This window comes from Mucilaginibacter straminoryzae, from assembly GCF_022953055.1.
Lineage (GTDB): Bacteria > Bacteroidota > Bacteroidia > Sphingobacteriales > Sphingobacteriaceae > Mucilaginibacter > Mucilaginibacter straminoryzae.
This window is the reverse complement of the sequence record NZ_JALJEJ010000002.1, coordinates 133,325-149,711: the sequence shown is the minus strand read 5'-3', so window position 1 is coordinate 149,711 and position 16,387 is coordinate 133,325. Positions and strand designations below refer to the sequence as shown.

Annotated in this window: 19 protein-coding genes; 10 read left to right on the top strand and 9 right to left on the bottom strand. The window is 44.1% G+C overall.

Annotated features, from left to right (window positions below):
- Positions 1-78: 78 nt before the first annotated feature.
- The gene (gene rpoN / locus MUY27_RS04390; RefSeq protein ID WP_245128770.1) at positions 79-1,554 is read right to left on the bottom strand and encodes an RNA polymerase factor sigma-54; all 1,476 of its coding nucleotides are present in this window, start codon (positions 1,552-1,554) and stop codon (positions 79-81) included.
- A 166-nt stretch (positions 1,555-1,720) separates the two neighbouring features.
- Between rpoN and mscL the strand changes: the two genes are divergently transcribed.
- The 5 genes from mscL (at position 1,721) to tsaB (ending at position 3,764) form a co-directional block, all read left to right on the top strand.
- On the top strand, positions 1,721-2,113 hold the full coding sequence (gene mscL, locus MUY27_RS04385; protein WP_245128769.1) for a large-conductance mechanosensitive channel protein MscL: 393 nt from the start codon (positions 1,721-1,723) through the stop codon (positions 2,111-2,113).
- 91 nt (positions 2,114-2,204) lie between these two features.
- Complete coding sequence (gene rpmH / locus MUY27_RS04380) at positions 2,205-2,363, top strand: 50S ribosomal protein L34 (RefSeq protein ID WP_245128768.1); 159 nt, start codon at positions 2,205-2,207, stop codon at positions 2,361-2,363.
- 72 nt (positions 2,364-2,435) lie between these two features.
- A complete protein-coding gene (locus MUY27_RS04375; RefSeq protein WP_245128767.1) occupies positions 2,436-2,843 on the top strand; it encodes a ribonuclease P protein component in 408 nt (135 codons plus the stop codon).
- Entirely contained in the window at positions 2,818-3,060 is a 243-nt protein-coding gene (yidD, locus tag MUY27_RS04370; protein WP_245128766.1) for a membrane protein insertion efficiency factor YidD, read from the top strand. The genes MUY27_RS04375 and yidD overlap by 26 nt, the downstream gene beginning before the upstream one ends.
- Positions 3,061-3,068: 8 nt before the next feature.
- Positions 3,069-3,764, top strand: a complete 696-nt coding sequence (tsaB, locus tag MUY27_RS04365; RefSeq protein ID WP_245128765.1) for a tRNA (adenosine(37)-N6)-threonylcarbamoyltransferase complex dimerization subunit type 1 TsaB — start codon at positions 3,069-3,071, stop codon at positions 3,762-3,764.
- Positions 3,765-3,770: 6 nt separating this feature from the next.
- Here tsaB and MUY27_RS04360 read toward each other — a convergent pair whose 3' ends face one another.
- Together MUY27_RS04360 and MUY27_RS04355 are read right to left on the bottom strand one after the other, a co-directional pair.
- Positions 3,771-5,153 (bottom strand): DUF5723 family protein, encoded by a 1,383-nt coding sequence (locus MUY27_RS04360; RefSeq protein WP_245128764.1) that lies wholly within the window; start codon positions 5,151-5,153, stop codon positions 3,771-3,773.
- Between the two features lie 83 nt (positions 5,154-5,236).
- Positions 5,237-6,808, bottom strand: coding sequence for a hypothetical protein (locus MUY27_RS04355; protein ID WP_245128763.1), 1,572 nt, complete (start codon positions 6,806-6,808; stop codon positions 5,237-5,239).
- Between the two features lie 89 nt (positions 6,809-6,897).
- Between MUY27_RS04355 and MUY27_RS04350 the strand changes: the two genes are divergently transcribed.
- A complete protein-coding gene (locus MUY27_RS04350; protein ID WP_245128762.1) occupies positions 6,898-7,284 on the top strand; it encodes a DUF423 domain-containing protein in 387 nt (128 codons plus the stop codon).
- 4 nt (positions 7,285-7,288) lie between these two features.
- Positions 7,289-9,778: a replication restart helicase PriA gene (gene priA / locus MUY27_RS04345; protein ID WP_245128761.1), complete on the top strand. Its 2,490-nt coding sequence runs from the start codon at positions 7,289-7,291 to the stop codon at positions 9,776-9,778.
- Here the strand turns inward: priA and MUY27_RS04340 are convergent, their stop codons facing one another.
- Positions 9,779-10,105 (bottom strand): hypothetical protein, encoded by a 327-nt coding sequence (locus tag MUY27_RS04340; protein WP_245128760.1) that lies wholly within the window; start codon positions 10,103-10,105, stop codon positions 9,779-9,781. It lies immediately after the preceding gene.
- Between the two features lie 143 nt (positions 10,106-10,248).
- Here MUY27_RS04340 and MUY27_RS04335 point away from each other — a divergent pair, with 143 nt between their 5' ends.
- On the top strand, positions 10,249-10,905 hold the full coding sequence (locus MUY27_RS04335) for a protein-L-isoaspartate(D-aspartate) O-methyltransferase (RefSeq protein WP_245128759.1): 657 nt from the start codon (positions 10,249-10,251) through the stop codon (positions 10,903-10,905).
- Positions 10,906-11,085: 180 nt separating this feature from the next.
- On the opposite strand, the gene smpB is transcribed toward MUY27_RS04335, so the two are convergent.
- The 3 genes from smpB to MUY27_RS04320 are packed head-to-tail and all read right to left on the bottom strand — an operon-like array spanning position 11,086 to position 14,083.
- A complete protein-coding gene (gene smpB / locus MUY27_RS04330; RefSeq protein WP_245128758.1) occupies positions 11,086-11,535 on the bottom strand; it encodes an SsrA-binding protein SmpB in 450 nt (149 codons plus the stop codon).
- Between the two features lie 20 nt (positions 11,536-11,555).
- Complete coding sequence (locus tag MUY27_RS04325; RefSeq protein WP_245128757.1) at positions 11,556-13,430, bottom strand: Nramp family divalent metal transporter; 1,875 nt, start codon at positions 13,428-13,430, stop codon at positions 11,556-11,558.
- Positions 13,427-14,083 (bottom strand): metal-dependent transcriptional regulator, encoded by a 657-nt coding sequence (locus MUY27_RS04320; protein WP_245128756.1) that lies wholly within the window; start codon positions 14,081-14,083, stop codon positions 13,427-13,429. Before MUY27_RS04320 ends, MUY27_RS04325 begins: the two co-directional genes overlap by 4 nt.
- A 124-nt stretch (positions 14,084-14,207) precedes the next feature.
- On the opposite strand from MUY27_RS04320, the gene MUY27_RS04315 reads away from it, so the two are divergent.
- Complete coding sequence (locus tag MUY27_RS04315; RefSeq protein ID WP_245128755.1) at positions 14,208-14,678, top strand: Lrp/AsnC family transcriptional regulator; 471 nt, start codon at positions 14,208-14,210, stop codon at positions 14,676-14,678.
- A 126-nt stretch (positions 14,679-14,804) separates the two neighbouring features.
- Here MUY27_RS04315 and ung read toward each other — a convergent pair whose 3' ends face one another.
- The gene (ung, locus tag MUY27_RS04310; RefSeq protein WP_245128754.1) at positions 14,805-15,482 is read right to left on the bottom strand and encodes a uracil-DNA glycosylase; all 678 of its coding nucleotides are present in this window, start codon (positions 15,480-15,482) and stop codon (positions 14,805-14,807) included.
- Between the two features lie 73 nt (positions 15,483-15,555).
- Between ung and MUY27_RS04305 the strand changes: the two genes are divergently transcribed.
- Positions 15,556-16,101, top strand: a complete 546-nt coding sequence (locus MUY27_RS04305; RefSeq protein ID WP_245128753.1) for a DUF2892 domain-containing protein — start codon at positions 15,556-15,558, stop codon at positions 16,099-16,101.
- A gap of 6 nt (positions 16,102-16,107) precedes the next feature.
- Here the strand turns inward: MUY27_RS04305 and MUY27_RS04300 are convergent, their stop codons facing one another.
- Positions 16,108-16,356, bottom strand: a complete 249-nt coding sequence (locus MUY27_RS04300; protein ID WP_245128752.1) for a hypothetical protein — start codon at positions 16,354-16,356, stop codon at positions 16,108-16,110.
- Positions 16,357-16,387 lie beyond the last annotated feature (31 nt).

The window sequence follows — 16,387 nt, the reverse complement described above, 5'->3', positions numbered from 1 at the left end:
TTGTAGCAGTTATTAGATAATGTCGCTAATGACTAATGAAAAAATTAATGACTAAATGAAGTAGTGAAAAATGACCAATCAGACTTCTCTTCTTAACCTGGCTACCGGGATGTTCATTTGTTCGCGGTATTTGGCTACCGTACGGCGGGCAATGTTATAGCCTCGCTCTTTCAGAATCTCGGTTAGCTTCTCATCGGCAAGCGGGTGGCGTTTGTCTTCCCCACCAATACATTCTTCCAGGATTTTTTTCACCTCTTTATTAGAAACTTCTTCGCCGCTTTCAGTTTGTATGGCTTCAGAGAAGAAAGATTTTAGCAGGAAGGTGCCATGTTCGGTTTGTACGTATTTTGAGTTGGCCACGCGTGATACGGTAGAAATATCCATCCCGATACGGTCTGCAATATCTTTCAGGATCATCGGCCTTAGATTACGCTCATCGCCGGTCAGGAAGAAGTCGTATTGATACTGCATAATGGCATTCATGGTTTTAAGCAGCGTTTGCTGGCGTTGCTTAATCGCATCGATAAACCATTTTGCAGAGTCCAGCTTTTGCTTTACAAACTGCACGGCCTCTTTCATCTTCTTATCCTTTTGTGAAGCCTTATCGTAATGCTCAAACATTTCCTGGTATGAGCGGCTTACGCGTAGTTCCGGGGCGTTTTTAGCATTAAGTGTAAGTATCAGCCTGCCGTCATTATTAGTAATGTGGAAGTCTGGAATTACCTGTAGCTGTTTGGTTGTAACGCTGCTGGCATCGCCCGGCTTGGGGTTAAGCTTTAATATCTCACCAATAACTGCGCGCAACTCTTCCGAATTCATATTTAAAGAGCGCTCCAGTTTATCGTAATGTTTACGGGTAAACTCTTCAAGATAGTTTTCAACTACCAGCGTCGCTTTTTTGATAATCGGGTCGCTTTGGTCTTTCCTGCGCAGCTGTAGTAATAAGCATTCCTGCAGGGTACGGGCGCCAACACCGGGAGGGTCAAACGTCTGGATCACTTTCAGCATTTCCTCCACCTCCTCATCTTCGGCCATTACATTCTGCGAGAAAGCAAGGTCGTCGGTAAGGGAAGTAATCGGGCGGCGTAAATAACCATCGTCATCCAGGCTGCCGATAATTTGCTGTCCGATCCTGAAATCATGGTCAGAAAGTGGGAGCAGATCAAGCTGGGCCTGTAGGTTTTCAAAAAAAGAATTTTGTATCGCTATCGGAATTTCTTTACGGTCTTCCTCATCGTCGCCGTTCTGGTCATATCTGGAACCATAGTCGTTAACGTTATCTTCCTGTAAGTATTCGTCTATGTTAAACTCGTCATACTCGCCGCTTTCCTCGTCACTGTTATAGGTGTCTTCATCAGGGTCGCGGTCCGGATATTGTTCTTCTGGTTCATTTAAGTTGGTCAGGCTGAGATCTTCAAGCGCAGGGTTTTCTTCCAGCTCTTCTTTAATACGGGTATCAAGCGATACAGTAGGTACCTGTAACAGTTTGATAAATTGTATCTGTTGCGGAGAAAGTTTTTGTAAAAGTTTCTGTTGAAGATTTTGTTTCAGCATAATTAGACAAGGGCCAAAATTACATCAATTAACTATAAAATAAAAGCGGATAGTAATTTGGGCGTGTATATGGATTTAAACAGCAGATTACATAAATGTTTTACTTGGATTAAAAAAATAGCGATCTAACCAAGATACTTTTATATTAGCATAAATTATAATTGCTATGGCCTTTTTTAAAGAGTTTAAAGAGTTTGCAATGCGTGGCAACGTGGTTGACCTGGCCGTTGCAGTAGTTATTGGTGGTGCGTTTGGTAAAATTGTTACCTCGCTGGTAGAAGATGTAATTACCCCGGCTATTCTTACCCCGGCTTTAAAAGCCGCGCATCTGAATAATTTAAGCCAGCTGGTAATTCCGGGTACGGCCATTAAATATGGTAATTTTATAGCGCAGGTAATTTCTTTTATCATTGTCGCATTTGCTTTATTCCTGATTATTAAGGGAATGAACCATTTTAAAAAGAAAGAAGAAGCTGCACCTGCGGCCCCTCCTGTACCTACTAAAGAGGAGATTTTGCTTACCGAGATACGCGATATCCTGTCAAAATCTTCTCGCTAAAAATATTATCCTAAAGAGTGTTTGAATTATATTAAAATAATGATAAATTTGCGCTCTTATTTTTTAAAGCAACGAATACAATAATAGAGTTATGAAAAGAACGTTTCAGCCTTCTCAGCGTAAAAGAAGAAACAAGCACGGTTTTCGCGAACGTATGGCGACCGCTAACGGTAGAAGGATTTTAGCAGCAAGAAGAGCAAAAGGCAGAAAGAAATTATCTGTTTCTGACGAGCGTCGTCATAAAGCATAAATTTTCTGGTTGCTTGCGTAACTGGATTTGAACCGGTTATTTAGTTAATTAGGTTCAGTAGACCGGGCAACTATGTATACTTTTAAAAAAGAAGAACGTTTGCGTAATAAGAAGCTCCTTGATGAGCTTTTTCACAAGGGTTCTTCTTTTTTATGTTATCCCTTCCGCGTATCCTACCTGGTTACGGCACTCCCTCCGGGGGATTATCCGGTACAGGTGGTTTTCCCTGTAGCACGTAAGCGTTTTAAGCGTGCCGTTCAGCGTAACCAGATCCGCAGGCGAATAAAGGAGGCCTATCGCCTCAACAAGCAGCAGTATTTGTATCAATCGCTCGGGCAGTCTGAAGTAACTTTGGTGCTTTCTCTTAGTTACGTTGGCAAAGAAATTCTTCCTTACCAGACGATAGAAAAAAAACTGTTAAAGGTATTTTTGCAGCTTACAGACATGATCAGCCATGGGCAAGGTGCTGCAAATAATTAAAACTATAATAGGTAGTTTCTTTCTGCTGCTGATAAAAATTTATCAGCTGGCAATCTCACCGATACTAGGTGCTTCTTGTCGCTATACGCCCACGTGCTCGCAATATGGGGCAGAGGCTATAAAAAAATATGGTCCTTTTAAAGGCGGATGGTTAACTTTGAAACGAATTGGCCGCTGCCACCCTTGGGGAGGGCACGGTCATGATCCTGTACCCTGAATTCAATCATGAGCTTAATACTCCAAATAGAGACTGCTACCACCGTTTGTTCTGTAGCCATTGCAAATAACCGCGAGGTAATTGCGCTTACAGAAGTGAACGAGCGTAATATACATGCCGAAAAGATTACTGTTTTTATCGAAGAAGCATGTAAAAGCGCAGGCATAGATTTGCATGATCTGGATGCAGTTGCCATTAGCAAGGGCCCGGGGTCTTATACCGGGCTGCGTATCGGGGTTTCAACAGCTAAAGGTATCTGTTTTGCGCTGGATAAGCCGCTGATAGCGGTAGATACCCTTGCGGCTATGGCCGGTGGTGCGATTTCTGAATTTCAAACCCGGTTTAAAAGTGATGCTTTGCTATGCCCAATGATAGATGCACGGAGGATGGAGGTTTATACTGCGCTATTCGATACTTCCGGGAAAATGCTAAAGCCTGTTGCCGCCGAAATTATCGAGGAGGCTAGTTTTGAAAACGAAATTAATGGCCGTCAATTGGTACTCTTTGGTGATGGCGCCGAAAAATGTGCCGACATTTTAAGCATCAGAAATAAAGTGCTGCTGCTACCCGAATTTAGCAACTCGGCTGCGCAAATGACCCACCTGGCAGCAGATAGGTTTGCTGCTGGGTTGTTTGAGGATGTGGCCTACTTTGAGCCTTATTACCTTAAAGAGTTTATCGCAGGTAAGAAGGCAAATTCCTGATCGCTGTTAATTCCCCATCGGAATATCGCTACTATTGTGCATGCTCTCCAGGTTTTTGCCGAATTTGAATGCCATCCCCAAAAAGAATCCGGCTGCTGCTGTAGGCGTTGTTTTATTTCGCGCACTATTGCTTCCTAAAGCCGCAAGCGCAATACTGTAACCCGGGTATAGCTGTTCGCAACCGATAAAGAACTCCAGGTTAGGCGCTTTGTACATATACTGTCCGCCCAGGTTCAGGTGGCCGATATTATCGTATGACGTGATAACGCCGACGGTATGATTATGATACTGGAAATTATTGACCACTGCTGCCGAAATGCCTTTGTAAAATAAAGGTGTAGATACAATCGCCACAGGCTTATACTGGTATTCTTTTTCCCAGTCTAACCAATAGGAATGGGTAACACTCACTTCAAAGCGTCCATCTGTAGTGGTTGTAAAGCCCTTTTTTACGCCGTTGCGTTGCGCCAGTGAATCAATAGCGTCATAGGCGCGGTTTCCGCCATTTGGCCCGGATATATTTCTAACGAATGCTGTACCGTTAAGGGTGTATATATTGGATTGATTATTCCAGCGGATGAAGCCTACATCTTTTAAGTTAAATTGAAACTTATAGCCGGTTTCGCTGTGATAGGCTGCGTTTAACCCAAATGATGCACCGGGATTTTTAAAAATCTTGTAAAGCTGGTCGTTTTGTACAGAGCCGGGATCTGTATTGGTACGATACTCCCCAAGTATATAAATGGAAGCGTTATCGGGGTTACTGAACGTAACAGAAGACTGATCTACCCTGCCACGGGCGTAGAGTACACCAGACAGTGCGCTTGCCTTAACTCCCCATGACCAGTAAGAGTCTATGGTACTGCGATAAGTGAGGCTAAGCTGATGGTAGCTTTGAGATTTAAAGTTATCATTGAACAGGTTGATATACTGCTGTTTATTAAAAGAGCCGCTTCCATTGGGTAAGGCTGCTGTTTCGTCTGTATAAAAAGCAGTACCCTCGCTTTTAATTTGTGCAGAAAAGCCTATCTCTTGTTTGCCTTTTCCGCCCAGGTAGAATTTCGCCATTGCCCAGTACACATTCGCATTTAAAAATACTCTGTTTCCCCTGCCTTCGCCTATGGTGAGATTGTTATACGTGGTAGCACCCAGGAATGCTTGCTGTTTTAAGGTTAATTGTGAATTACCCCGTAACGCAGCATTGACCGTAAAATTTGGTATCAGCAGGTTGAAAGCCATGCTGCGTGTGGTATCCATCAAAAAAACAGGCTGGGCCGGGTTCTCAAAAGATTCGAATACGGTGTTAGTAAAGTAGTGGGAATACCGTTGTGCGATAGAAGGCAATACGGAAACGGTAAATACGAGAATAAGGGTTAGTCGTTTAAACACTTTAGGGTAAAAATTAACACATCAATTAACAGTAAATGATATTAACTTCTGTAACCGATGCTTTGTCGCGAAAATTAAATAGTTTATTTGTGCGTATTGACTGTGTCTTTTGCGGCCAATTGCATGGAAAAGTTAGTATAAAAATCTCTATCTGCCGCAATTAATTGAAAAGAAGCGGCATAAAAATTTTTCAATCCGCTATGGTCATCGTTGAAAGACTCATAGAACGGCTTCTTTAAATCGCGCCTGAAAAGGAACCTGCTGTTTTTAAAATTGATGTAAAACGCGGCGTTGCTTTGTTCGGAAAGCAGGTTGTTAAAATCGTTGTAAGATTCTGTACGGCTTAAGAAACGCTGGTTGTTATAGATGTCTGTATACGTGCGCAGTTCTGAAGCGCTGTTGGCGAGTATAAGGTAGTTGTTAATGATGGTGAAATAAGGGCGGTTGAAAATGCTGAAGGCGTCTCCGAGCAGATAAAACGGAAGCTTGGCATACTTAAACTGGCCGATCTGCCCGTCTGCCATATTGCTGATATTCATCAGCGCGGGGAACAGCAATTGCCCGTTAGTTACTTCAATGATTGCGAGCTTTTCATCAAATCGAGTGGTGACTGCCGCAAATTCTTTAGAAAGGTAGGTGTTAAACTCGCGCTGGATATCTATTCCTGTCTCTTGTTTTATTTGCTGAAACAGTCGCTGTTTATTGCCGTCTGCTTTGCTCTTGCTTAGCCAGTCTGCTAAATCAGCGGTAAATCTTTTGCTGTCAGATACGGCGAAGGACATACTATATGCGGTAGCCGCCGGGAAAATATCTTTAAGGTGGTTAACAATAGGTTTCTGGCGGGTAAACAGGTTAAGGTAACTCAGCGGCTTTCCTTCATCTATTGATGTGGTGCCGTTAAACATAAAGGCATCAGTCTTATAATTTAAGCTAAGTGCTGCTTTAGCGCTTAATAACCTTAGTGGTCTGAACAATTCAGGGTTAGCTGCTTTGTACCACTGTTTAAATAAAGGCTGAAGCTGCGCGAAGTTTACATAGAGTATAGAAAGGGCATTATTATGCTGCTGTTCAGAAACTGTTGCAAAATTTTTATCGGCGTTTTTAGGGTCGTGGTGAATGGCATCTTTCAATACTTCTTCAGAAAAACTACCGCTTAAGACCTGTTTTTGCGGGCTGAACAGGTAAAATGGGCGTTGAATGCCGTTGATATGCAGTTGATAAACAGGTTTCCCCTCTATCTTTAATTGTTTGCCCGAAAATGCTTTCGCATTAACCAGGTCCTGCTCCTTAAAAGTTTCTTTAAAAGCTGTAGTGACTAACAGGTCTGTTTGTTCGGCATCTGATGGGTGCAGCGAAAGGTAGATGCGTTCGTTTTCAAAAGCGTCTTTATAGGCGGCGTTTTGTAAAACCTGGGTGTAGAGCGCCTTTAACTCTTCGGTTTTTGAAGCGCCGGCGACATTGGCTAATATCGGGTTGCCGCTGTAGGCTTCGTAAAAAATATCGTCGTTATTAAATTCGGCAACCAAAGCAGCATCGGCAGGGATATACCGCATCAGTTCTGTTGGCGTAGCCGGATTATGAATGCTTTTGAAATATACCACTGTTACCGCTGCTGCCGCAGCCAGCAAAAAAATAGTGGCAATAATCTGTTTCATAATCGGGGGTAGGTAATACTACAAAGTTAGATTTTTACCTCACACCCACGAAGTAATACTTACAATTGGTTAATTTAGCCCATCACATCATGAATAAACAAATTGTTATCACCGGGGCTTTGCTCGGCATGCTGGCCGTTATTACGGGGGCTTTCGGCGCGCATGGGTTAAAAAGCCTGGTTCCGCCCGCTGCATTGCAAACATGGCATACCGCGGTTGAGTACCAGTTCTACCACGTTTTCGCACTACTGTTTCTATCTACTTTTGGCAGGTTTAAAAACAATGTCATCTTTACGGCTTACTGGCTGTTTACTTTGGGTATCGTGCTTTTTTCGGGTTCGTTATACCTGCTTTCGTGCCGTACGATACTGGGTTGGAGCTGGTTAAACTGGTTAGGGCCGGTGACACCCGTAGGCGGCTTATTGTTCATTGCCGGATGGATCACCCTGGTATTTGCCGCGATCAGAAATAAATAAGTGAATGTTAGAGTTTACCAATACTGATTACACCGGGCGGAAAACCCTCTTTGTTGAGGTAATTCTGCCGCTGGCCATTGCCAAAAACTACACCTATCGTGTGCCTTATGAAATGAACGCGCAGGTAGCAGTAGGCAAAAGGTTAGTAGTGCAATTTGGTAAAAGTAAACTTTATACGGCCATTATTGCCGCAATAGGAGAGCAGGCGCCGGAGAAATACGAAGCAAAATACCTGGTAGATGTACTGGACGATCAGCCGGTGGTGAACGAGCTGCAACTGAAATTCTGGGAGTGGATGGCGGCTTATTACCTCTGCCACACCGGCGAGGTGATGAATGCTGCTTTGCCCTCAGCGTTAAAACTGGCGAGCGAAACCAAGATCGTTCTGAATAAGGATTACGAAATAGACAGGGCTGCCCTGCACGATAAAGAATACCTGATCGTGGATGCGCTGGAAATTCAACCCGAGCTAACGGTAAGCGATATCGCCAAACTGCTGGGGCAGAAAACCGTAATGCCGATTTTGAAGCTGATGTTCGAGAAGAACCTGATCAGTATTTCCGAGACTGTCAATGATCGCTACAAGCCGCGTAAACGGACATTTATTAAGCTGAACCCCATTTATTATCAGCAAGATCAGCTAAAAGAACTTTTTGAAATACTGGAACGCCGTGCCCCTAAGCAGGCTGATGTGCTATTGGCTTACATCAACCTTTCGCGCAACGGGCAGCAGGTATCCCGGAATGAATTGGTTGAAGCATCCGGCGCAAGTACCGCCATCATTAAATCGCTGGTCGAAAAAGAGATCCTTATTGCCGAGGAAGTTAATGTAAGTCGCCTATATGATGATAGTGAGATTGATATAGATACCGGCGTAGTTTTAAGCGAAGAACAGCAGGAGGCATTAGATAGCATGCGCCGGCAGTTCGAAGAAAAGGATGTGGTGTTGCTGCACGGGATTACCTCGTCCGGGAAAACACAACTTTATATCAAACTGATAGAAGATGTGATGGCCCGGGGCAAACAGGTATTATACCTGTTGCCCGAGATTGCTTTAACCACACATGCCATAGAGCGCTTACGCAAATATTTCGGCGAAGATATTGGTGTTTACCATTCTAAATTTAACGATAACGAACGGGTAGAAGTGTGGCAGAAGGTGTTGAACGGCAGCTACAAAGTCGTGTTGGGTGCGCGTTCGTCTGTTTTTCTGCCTTTTGCAGATCTGGGGTTGATTGTAGTGGATGAGGAACACGAAACTTCCTACAAACAATTTGATCCTGCTCCGCGATACAATGCGCGTGATGCGGCTATTTACCTGGGTGCGATGCACCAGGCTAAAGTATTATTGGGTTCGGCTACACCATCAATCGAGTCGTATTTTAACGCCCAAACAGGTAAATATGGTTTTGCAGAATTGAAGAATCGTTACGGAGGGGTGGAGCTGCCGCAGATAGAGGTGGTGAACATTGCCGAGGAGTCGAAGCGAAAAACGATGCAATCGCATTTTACCAGTGTATTGATGACTGATATGCAGGAAGCGCTGGATAAGAAAGAGCAGGTGATTTTATTCCAGAACCGCCGCGGTTATGCACCTGTGATGCTTTGCCGTACCTGCGCTTATACGCCGAAATGCATCAACTGCGACGTGAGCCTTACGTTTCATAAAAGCAGTGGTAAGCTACATTGCCATTATTGTGGCTATAAGGAAGATTCGCCCACGGTTTGCCCGGCATGCGGCTCCGCCCACCTGGAATACAAAGGCTTTGGTACCGAAAAGGTAGAAGATGAGCTAAGTATACTGCTACCCGATGCGCGCATCATGCGGATGGATATGGATACCACACGGTCGAAAAATGCTTTCCAAAATATTTTGAATGACCTGGAAGAAAAGCGGATCGATATATTGGTAGGCACGCAAATGGTGGCTAAAGGGCTCGACTTTGCGGATGTGACCGTCATAGGGATCATCAACGCAGACAGCCTTTTAAAGTACCCGGACTTCCGTGCCAACGAACGGAGCTTTCAGATGCTGGCACAAGTTAGCGGTCGCGCGGGTAGAAGGGGTAAGCAGGGTAAGGTAGTGATTCAGACTTACGACCCTGAGCACCGGGTGATCCGCCAGGTGATTGAAAATGATTATGCCGACTTGTACCGTAACGAGATCAGCGAACGTAAGACCTTTAAATACCCGCCTTATTACCGCATGATCCAGCTGGATGTGAAGCATAAAGATCCGGATCTGCTGTATCAGCAGGCAGAGTACTTAGCGGGCGAGTTACGAAAGCACTTTGGAGAACGAGTGATCGGGCCGGAACAGCCGCTCATTAGTCGCATCCGCAATTACTATATCCGCACCATTAACTTAAAGTTTGAGCGCGATTCTATCTCCCTCAATAAGGTAAAAGAGGCCATCCGCGCGGTTGTGCTGCAATATGAAACCACGAAGCTAAGCAAGGGTAGCATAGTACAGCCGGATGTTGATCCTTATTAGTTATTGCTTTTCGATGCTATGGATATTGATCACCGGGCTGCCGGGATTCTGTGGTGTTGGGGCAACCCATCCGCAAGTGTATCTTTTCCCGGTGAGCGTATAGGTCATATGGATTTGCAGATTGTTTACCTTAAACTTCTCAGGCAGGTTTTCAGCCTGAAACCAGTCGTCGGCAACAGTCTGAATTAGCCATCCGCAACCATCAGCAGCGGGTAATCCTGCATCCTTAATAATGGCATCGGCTACCAGGTAATTGCTGTCTTTTTTACATCCTGCGAGAATAAAAACGAATAAAATAATTGCGATAGATAGTAGAGATTTTCTCATCTGGTAAAGCTTTCTGTTGTTACGGTGCGCCGAACTCAATTGCTACAGTGTTGACAAAATAATTTACTGACTTCCAGCCGTCAGTAGTTTTAGGGAAAGTGCGATAAGTTAACCGCGGGCTTTTTAGTTAAATTTGCATAGCTATGGCCTACAAGTTTATTGACAATTATCGTGAAAAGGGTGCCCGGAAAAGGTTGGTAGAAATTTTAGAGAAAAAGGGTATTGAAGATAAGAGCGTCCTTGAGGCCATTGGCAAAGTTCCCCGCCATTACTTTTTCGACGAAACCTTTTGGAACCAGGCTTATAAAGATATCGCATTCCCGATAGGCGAAGGTCAAACCATATCGCAACCCTACACCGTTGCTTACCAAAGCCAGTTGCTACATATTAAAAAGGGGGATAAGGTGCTGGAAATTGGCACCGGATCCGGCTATCAAACCTGTGTGCTGTTAGAGTTGGGGGCCAATGTTTACACCATAGAGCGGCAAGAAAAATTGTACGAGCGTACCATCCAGGTGTTGCCTTATATGGGCTATAAGCCGCAATTCTTTTTAGGAGATGGTTCAAGGGGAATTGCGGAACATGCACCGTATGACAAGATCATTGTAACCGCGGGTGCGCCCACGGTGCCGGATATTTTATTGAAGCAGTTGAACGTGGGTGGTTTGTTGGTGATCCCGGTCGGCGATGAAGAAACCCAGAAAATGGTGACCGTACTTAAAGTTAGCGAGACTGACTACGAGAAAATTGTACTGGACACCTTCAGGTTCGTGCCGTTGGTAGGCGATAAAGCATGGTGATGTTAGGAGAATCAAGAACCAAGAGACAAGAATCAAGAGAAAGAAATTATAATTCTTTTAAGGTCGTTAAGTGCTCAGATTCTTCCCGAAATAAGTTCGGGACAGGTCACTTCGTTCAGAATAACTACAGGAATGATGCAGCTATCTTGATTCTTGGCTCTTGATTCTTGCGTCTATTTATTACCGTTTCATAATCCGGTTCAGCTCTATCTTGCTTTCGCGTTCTTTAATTGTTTCGCGCTTGTCAAAAGCTTTTTTACCTTGTGCCAGTCCGATCTCTAGTTTGGCGAAACCGCGTTCGTTCACAAATAAGGCCAAGGGTACAATGGTGAACCCTTTTTCTTCCGTACGGGTCTGTAGCTTCTTCAGTTCTTTTTTGTGGAGAAGCAACACCCTGTCGCGCTTGGCTTCATGGTTATAGAAAGAGCCGTGCGAATATTCAGATATATGCAGGTTGCGCACATACAGTTCGTTGCTGATGAAGGTACAGAACGCATCATTCAGGTTTGCCTTCCCTTCGCGTATCGATTTAATTTCTGTCCCTAAAAGTTTAATGCCTGCCACATATTTGTCCAATATGTGGTATTCAAAATACGCTTTCTTATTCTTGATATACAGATCCTGACTCATCGTAGCTGCAAATATGCAAATTATTTACCTTGGGGTTTAACAATCAACACCGGAACATTTACCATATGCCGCACCGAATTGACGGTGGTGCCAAATATCAGGTCTTTCAAAAACCGGTGCCCGTGCGAACCCATTACCACAAAATCTATGTTTTCCCTGTTTACAATCTGCGCTATCGCTGTAGCAGTAGCTCCATAACCAATTTCTGCAACAGCGTCGTAGCCTAAACCAACAAGTTCTTTCGCATATTGTTCCAGGTTATCTGCATCGCTTTGGGTTTCCATATCCATTACCTGTTCGCCATAGTATCGTGCGCCAGCGGTTTCCACCACATGAATCAAGGTATATTTGGCTTCCGGTCCACCTTGCATAATCCCATGTCGGATAGATTCCCAATCGTTTTTAGAAAAATCAATCGCGATGCCGATATGATTGTAATTAATCTGGTCTATGTTATGTACAGCCTTGGCGATACCATGCGGAACGTTATTTGGCTTGTCGGGAGCAACAACCAGCATTGGTTTAACGGTGATATAAAGTAAAAGTATACCGATGACAATGGCAATAGGGATAATTATCCATTGTAGTACAAAAGGTGTCACCGCACCGCTTTGCCCCCAACTGTCAATCTCTTGGATGACCAGCCTGACGTTTAAGGCCACAATGATAACCGCACATATCCACGATAGCACTTTCACCCAGTTCCTGATCACAAATTCGCCCATCCTGGCTTTATCAGACGTAAAATGGATCAGCGGGATAACAGCAAACCCTAATTGCAGGCTGAGCACTACCTGGCTAAGTACCAGCAGATGGCCAAGGGCATCGCCACCCGCATAGATCAATGTTAAGTAAGCAGGAATGATAGCTAATAAACGGGTAATTAGGCGGCGTAACCACGGTGCAATACGCAGATTAATGTGCCCCTCCATTACAATCTGCCCGGCAAGCGTACCGGTAATTGTAGAGCTTTGCCCTGAAGCGATCAAAGCGATGGCAAAAAGGGTAGGGGCCATCGAACCAAAGATTTTGTTCAGCAGTTTATGGGCGTCCTGTATTTCTGCTACTTGGTGGTAGCCATTCCTAAAGAAGGCGCTTGCAGCCAGTATTAGTATTGCGGCGTTCACGAAAAAGGCGAGGTTGAGGGCGATGGTGGTATCAAACAGGTTGAACTTGATGGCGCTTCTGATCCCTTCTGACGTTCGGCTGATCTTACGGGTTTGTACCAGCGACGAGTGCAGGTAAAGGTTATGTGGCATTACCGTTGCACCTAAGATACCGATGGCAATGTAAAGCGCACTACCGGAGATATTGTAAGGCACAAAGCCTTGAGCAATCTCAACCACATCTGGCTTGGCAATAAACATTTCTGTAAGGAAAGATACACCGACAATGAAAACCAACGACACGATAAACCCTTCGAGCTTACGGACCCCCTTGTTCATCAGGAACAGGATCAGCAAGGTGTCAAGCATGGTAATAGATACACCCCAGATCAGCGGCAGTCCGAAAAGCAGGTTTAAGCCAATAGCCATCCCGATGATCTCGGCCAGGTCGCAGGCTACAATCGCAATTTGCGCCAGGATGAACAGGCAGAAATTTACAAAACGGTTATACGCATGTTTTGAGGCCTGGGCCAGATCTAACCCCCGCACGATACCCAATCTTGCGCTTAACGATTGCAGTAGCAATGCAATAAGGTTGGATAATAGCAAAACCCAGATCAACTTGTAACCAAACTGACTGCCCGCGGCAAGGTCTGTCGCCCAGTTACCTGGGTCCATGTAGCCTACACTTATCAGGTAAGCCGGACCAATAAAGGCTAAAAACCTTCGCCAGCCGGTACTTTTATCGGTAGAAACAGAACCATGTACATTTCCTAAAGATTCGCTCATATGCTTATCAAAATATTTTGTGCCGCATCGCGGCTGATGATCACCCTGTTTGCTGATTGATTAATGGTTAACACGACCGACTGATCGTACTCCAGAATCTCCAATACTTTAATTTTGTTTCCGATCAGCAGGTTCAGTCTTTCCAGGTACTGTAAAAAAGCAGCCGAGTGCTCTTTAACGCCGCAGATTTTTCCGCCTTCGTTTACCTGCAGTATGCTTACCGGTTGAAAAGTTTGTTGTTGAAAGGTTCCGTCCCTGTCGGGTATCGGATCGCCGTGCGGGTCATAAGCCGGGAAACCCATGAATTCGTCGAGCCGGTTAATTAATTCTGCGGAAGAGATATGCTCCAGTTCCTCGGCCATCGCATGTACCTCGTCCCATTTAAATTTTAACTTTTCTACCAGGAAATATTCCCAAAGGCGGTGCTTTCTAACAACATCTACCGCTACCTTTTTCCCGGCTGCCGTTAGGTTAACGCCGTAATAACGGGTATAATCAATAAGCTTCTTTTCCGATAGCTTCTTCAGCATATCCGTTACCGAAGCCGCCTTGGTTTTCAGTAGCGAAGCCAACTGCGTGGTGCTTACGGTTTGGTCATCCACAGACAGATGATAGATGGTTTTCAGATAGTTTTCCTCGGTAAAAGTCTGCATTTAAACAAATCTAATAAATAATTTAGACTAATCTAAATTTTACTACGGCTGAAATTATTATTTGTTTTACTGCTTTATTAAAAAATTATATTTTGTTTGAAAGGCATTTTTATATTTGTAGCCCATGGGATCAGAATTAGATAAAATAGACCTTCAGATACTAAAGATATTACAGGAGAACGGCCGCATCACCAATTTGCAGCTCTCTAACGAAATAGGTTTATCGCCGGCACCGACATTGGAGCGGGTGCGTAAGCTGGAAAATGCCGAATACATTAAAAGCTACCATGCGCTGGTTGATGAAGAGAAGCTAGGCTTGGGAATTAAGACCTTTATCCAGGTTTCGCTGGATTTTCATAAAAGCAATACCATCCAGGTTTTTCTGGACGAGATCCAGAAAATAAAAGAGGTGACCGAATGCCATCACGTAACCGGGCAGTGCGATTTCTTATTAAAGGTTTATGTGCGCGATATTAAATCGTATGAGCAACTGATTATGGAAAAGATCAGCCGCATACCCGTGGTGAAAACCTTCCAGACGATGATGATCATGTCTACCAGTAAAAAGGAACCCATCGTGCCGCTGGAATACTAGGTTTAGAAACAAGAGTCAAGATTCAAGAACCAAGACAATTTCTTTCAGATGAAAGTTTTCCATCTTGTTATTCTAAACGTCTTGATCAAAGTTTAAAATGTCTGAACTCTTGTCTCTTGCCTCTAATTAAACTATTTGCCAATCAATCGGCTTTTTACCTTCTTTAACCAGGTATTCGTTGGTCTTTGAAAAGGGCTTAGATCCCCAGAACCCACGTTCTACAGACATGGGCGAAGGGTGAACAGATTTGATGATATGATGCTTGGTTTGGTCTATCAACGGGATCTTTGATTGCGCGTAAGCTCCCCATAAAATAAACACCAACCCGGTTTTCTGTTCAGATAGTTTTTGGATCACCGTATCGGTAAAAATCTCCCATCCTTTTTTCTGGTGCGATCCCGGCTGTCCTGCTCTAACGGTCAGTGTCGCGTTTAGCAATAACACACCTTGCTTTGCCCAGTATTCTAAATTGCCATGCGGGGGCATTTTAAAACCGGGAATATCGGTGAGTAGTTCTTTATAGATGTTGCGGAGTGATGGCGGAAGGGCAATGCCTTTCTGTACCGAAAACGATAAACCATGCGCCTGGTTAGGGCCATGGTAGGGGTCCTGCCCCAGGATCACCACCTCTACCTTGTCCCATGGCGTGGTGTTAAATGCATTAAATATATCAACGTTTTTAGGGTATACCACTTGCCCTTGTTCTTTCTCCTGCTGCAGAAAAGCGCGCAGTTGCTTCATGTATTCCTTATCAAATTCGGGCTCCAAAATCTGCAGCCATCCCGGTTCAAGGTTTATTGCCATAAATGTTATGGTATTTTTGTTTAAACGTACAAATAAACGGATATTTGCGCTTCAAAAATAGATTAACACTGTTATGTCGAATATTGTTAGGCTGGTAATAGCCTGCGTGATACTTGGAGCTGCTGTTGCCCTCTCGGCGTTTGGATTTTGGGGATGGGGGATATTAGTATTATTAATTGGCGGTTTGGTACTGCTTACTTATTTTTTCAACGAGAAGATGATTGTTGCGCAGTTTTACCTGCGTAAAGAAAACCAGGATGAGGCTGAAAAGTGGTTGCTGAAAATTAAGGATTACGAAAAAGAGCTGAATAAAAAGCAGTGGGGTTATTATAACCTGTTGCTGGGTATGATTGAATCGCGCAAGGCGCCAATGAAGGCTGAAAAATATTTCAAGAAATCGCTTTCGTTAGGTATGCGCATGTCGCACAATAATGCACTGGCTAAACTTAGCCTGGCAGGCATTTCGTTGGCAAAAAGAAACAAACGCGAAGCGCAGCAATATATCCAGGAAGCTGCCAAAGACGATAAAAACAAGTTACTGGCCGATCAGATCAAGATGATGAAATCACAGCTGGCGCAATTTGATAAACAAGTGCAGCGTGGTTTCCGTAACTATTAACAATAGTTATTTCTCGTCGATAGAACCAAAATAATCAGGTTCGCTGGCGTTGGTGTCTTTATCTTTTATAGAAGGGCGGGTTTCTGACAGGTACAGATCGTCCTCTGTTAAGTTTTCAACTTCCACTTGTTTTAACAGGCTGCGGATAAACGCTAAGCCGAATTTTTTCCTATCTAATTTGATCAGGTATTCCTGATCCGTGATTTCCAATGTCATTGCCATAAAAATATTGTTGGTCGAAAGTAAATCTATCATATCGGAATAAACAGAAAGTTAGCCCTGCTTT

Excerpts from the sequence above, each read along its gene's own strand:
- rpoN (WP_245128770.1), bottom strand. The coding sequence starts at position 1,554 with ATGCTGAAACAAAATCTTCAACAGAAACTTTTACAAAAACTTTCTCCG.
- mscL (WP_245128769.1), top strand. The coding sequence starts at position 1,721 with ATGGCCTTTTTTAAAGAGTTTAAAGAGTTTGCAATGCGTGGCAACGTG.
- rpmH (WP_245128768.1), top strand. The coding sequence starts at position 2,205 with ATGAAAAGAACGTTTCAGCCTTCTCAGCGTAAAAGAAGAAACAAGCAC.
- MUY27_RS04375 (WP_245128767.1), top strand. The coding sequence starts at position 2,436 with ATGTATACTTTTAAAAAAGAAGAACGTTTGCGTAATAAGAAGCTCCTT.
- yidD (WP_245128766.1), top strand. The coding sequence starts at position 2,818 with ATGGGCAAGGTGCTGCAAATAATTAAAACTATAATAGGTAGTTTCTTT.
- tsaB (WP_245128765.1), top strand. The coding sequence starts at position 3,069 with ATGAGCTTAATACTCCAAATAGAGACTGCTACCACCGTTTGTTCTGTA.
- MUY27_RS04355 (WP_245128763.1), bottom strand. The coding sequence starts at position 6,808 with ATGAAACAGATTATTGCCACTATTTTTTTGCTGGCTGCGGCAGCAGCG.
- MUY27_RS04350 (WP_245128762.1), top strand. The coding sequence starts at position 6,898 with ATGAATAAACAAATTGTTATCACCGGGGCTTTGCTCGGCATGCTGGCC.
- priA (WP_245128761.1), top strand. The coding sequence starts at position 7,289 with ATGTTAGAGTTTACCAATACTGATTACACCGGGCGGAAAACCCTCTTT.
- MUY27_RS04340 (WP_245128760.1), bottom strand. The coding sequence starts at position 10,105 with ATGAGAAAATCTCTACTATCTATCGCAATTATTTTATTCGTTTTTATT.
- MUY27_RS04335 (WP_245128759.1), top strand. The coding sequence starts at position 10,249 with ATGGCCTACAAGTTTATTGACAATTATCGTGAAAAGGGTGCCCGGAAA.
- smpB (WP_245128758.1), bottom strand. The coding sequence starts at position 11,535 with ATGAGTCAGGATCTGTATATCAAGAATAAGAAAGCGTATTTTGAATAC.
- MUY27_RS04325 (WP_245128757.1), bottom strand. The coding sequence starts at position 13,430 with ATGAGCGAATCTTTAGGAAATGTACATGGTTCTGTTTCTACCGATAAA.
- MUY27_RS04320 (WP_245128756.1), bottom strand. The coding sequence starts at position 14,083 with ATGCAGACTTTTACCGAGGAAAACTATCTGAAAACCATCTATCATCTG.
- MUY27_RS04315 (WP_245128755.1), top strand. The coding sequence starts at position 14,208 with ATGGGATCAGAATTAGATAAAATAGACCTTCAGATACTAAAGATATTA.
- ung (WP_245128754.1), bottom strand. The coding sequence starts at position 15,482 with ATGGCAATAAACCTTGAACCGGGATGGCTGCAGATTTTGGAGCCCGAA.
- MUY27_RS04305 (WP_245128753.1), top strand. The coding sequence starts at position 15,556 with ATGTCGAATATTGTTAGGCTGGTAATAGCCTGCGTGATACTTGGAGCT.
- MUY27_RS04300 (WP_245128752.1), bottom strand. The coding sequence starts at position 16,356 with ATGATAGATTTACTTTCGACCAACAATATTTTTATGGCAATGACATTG.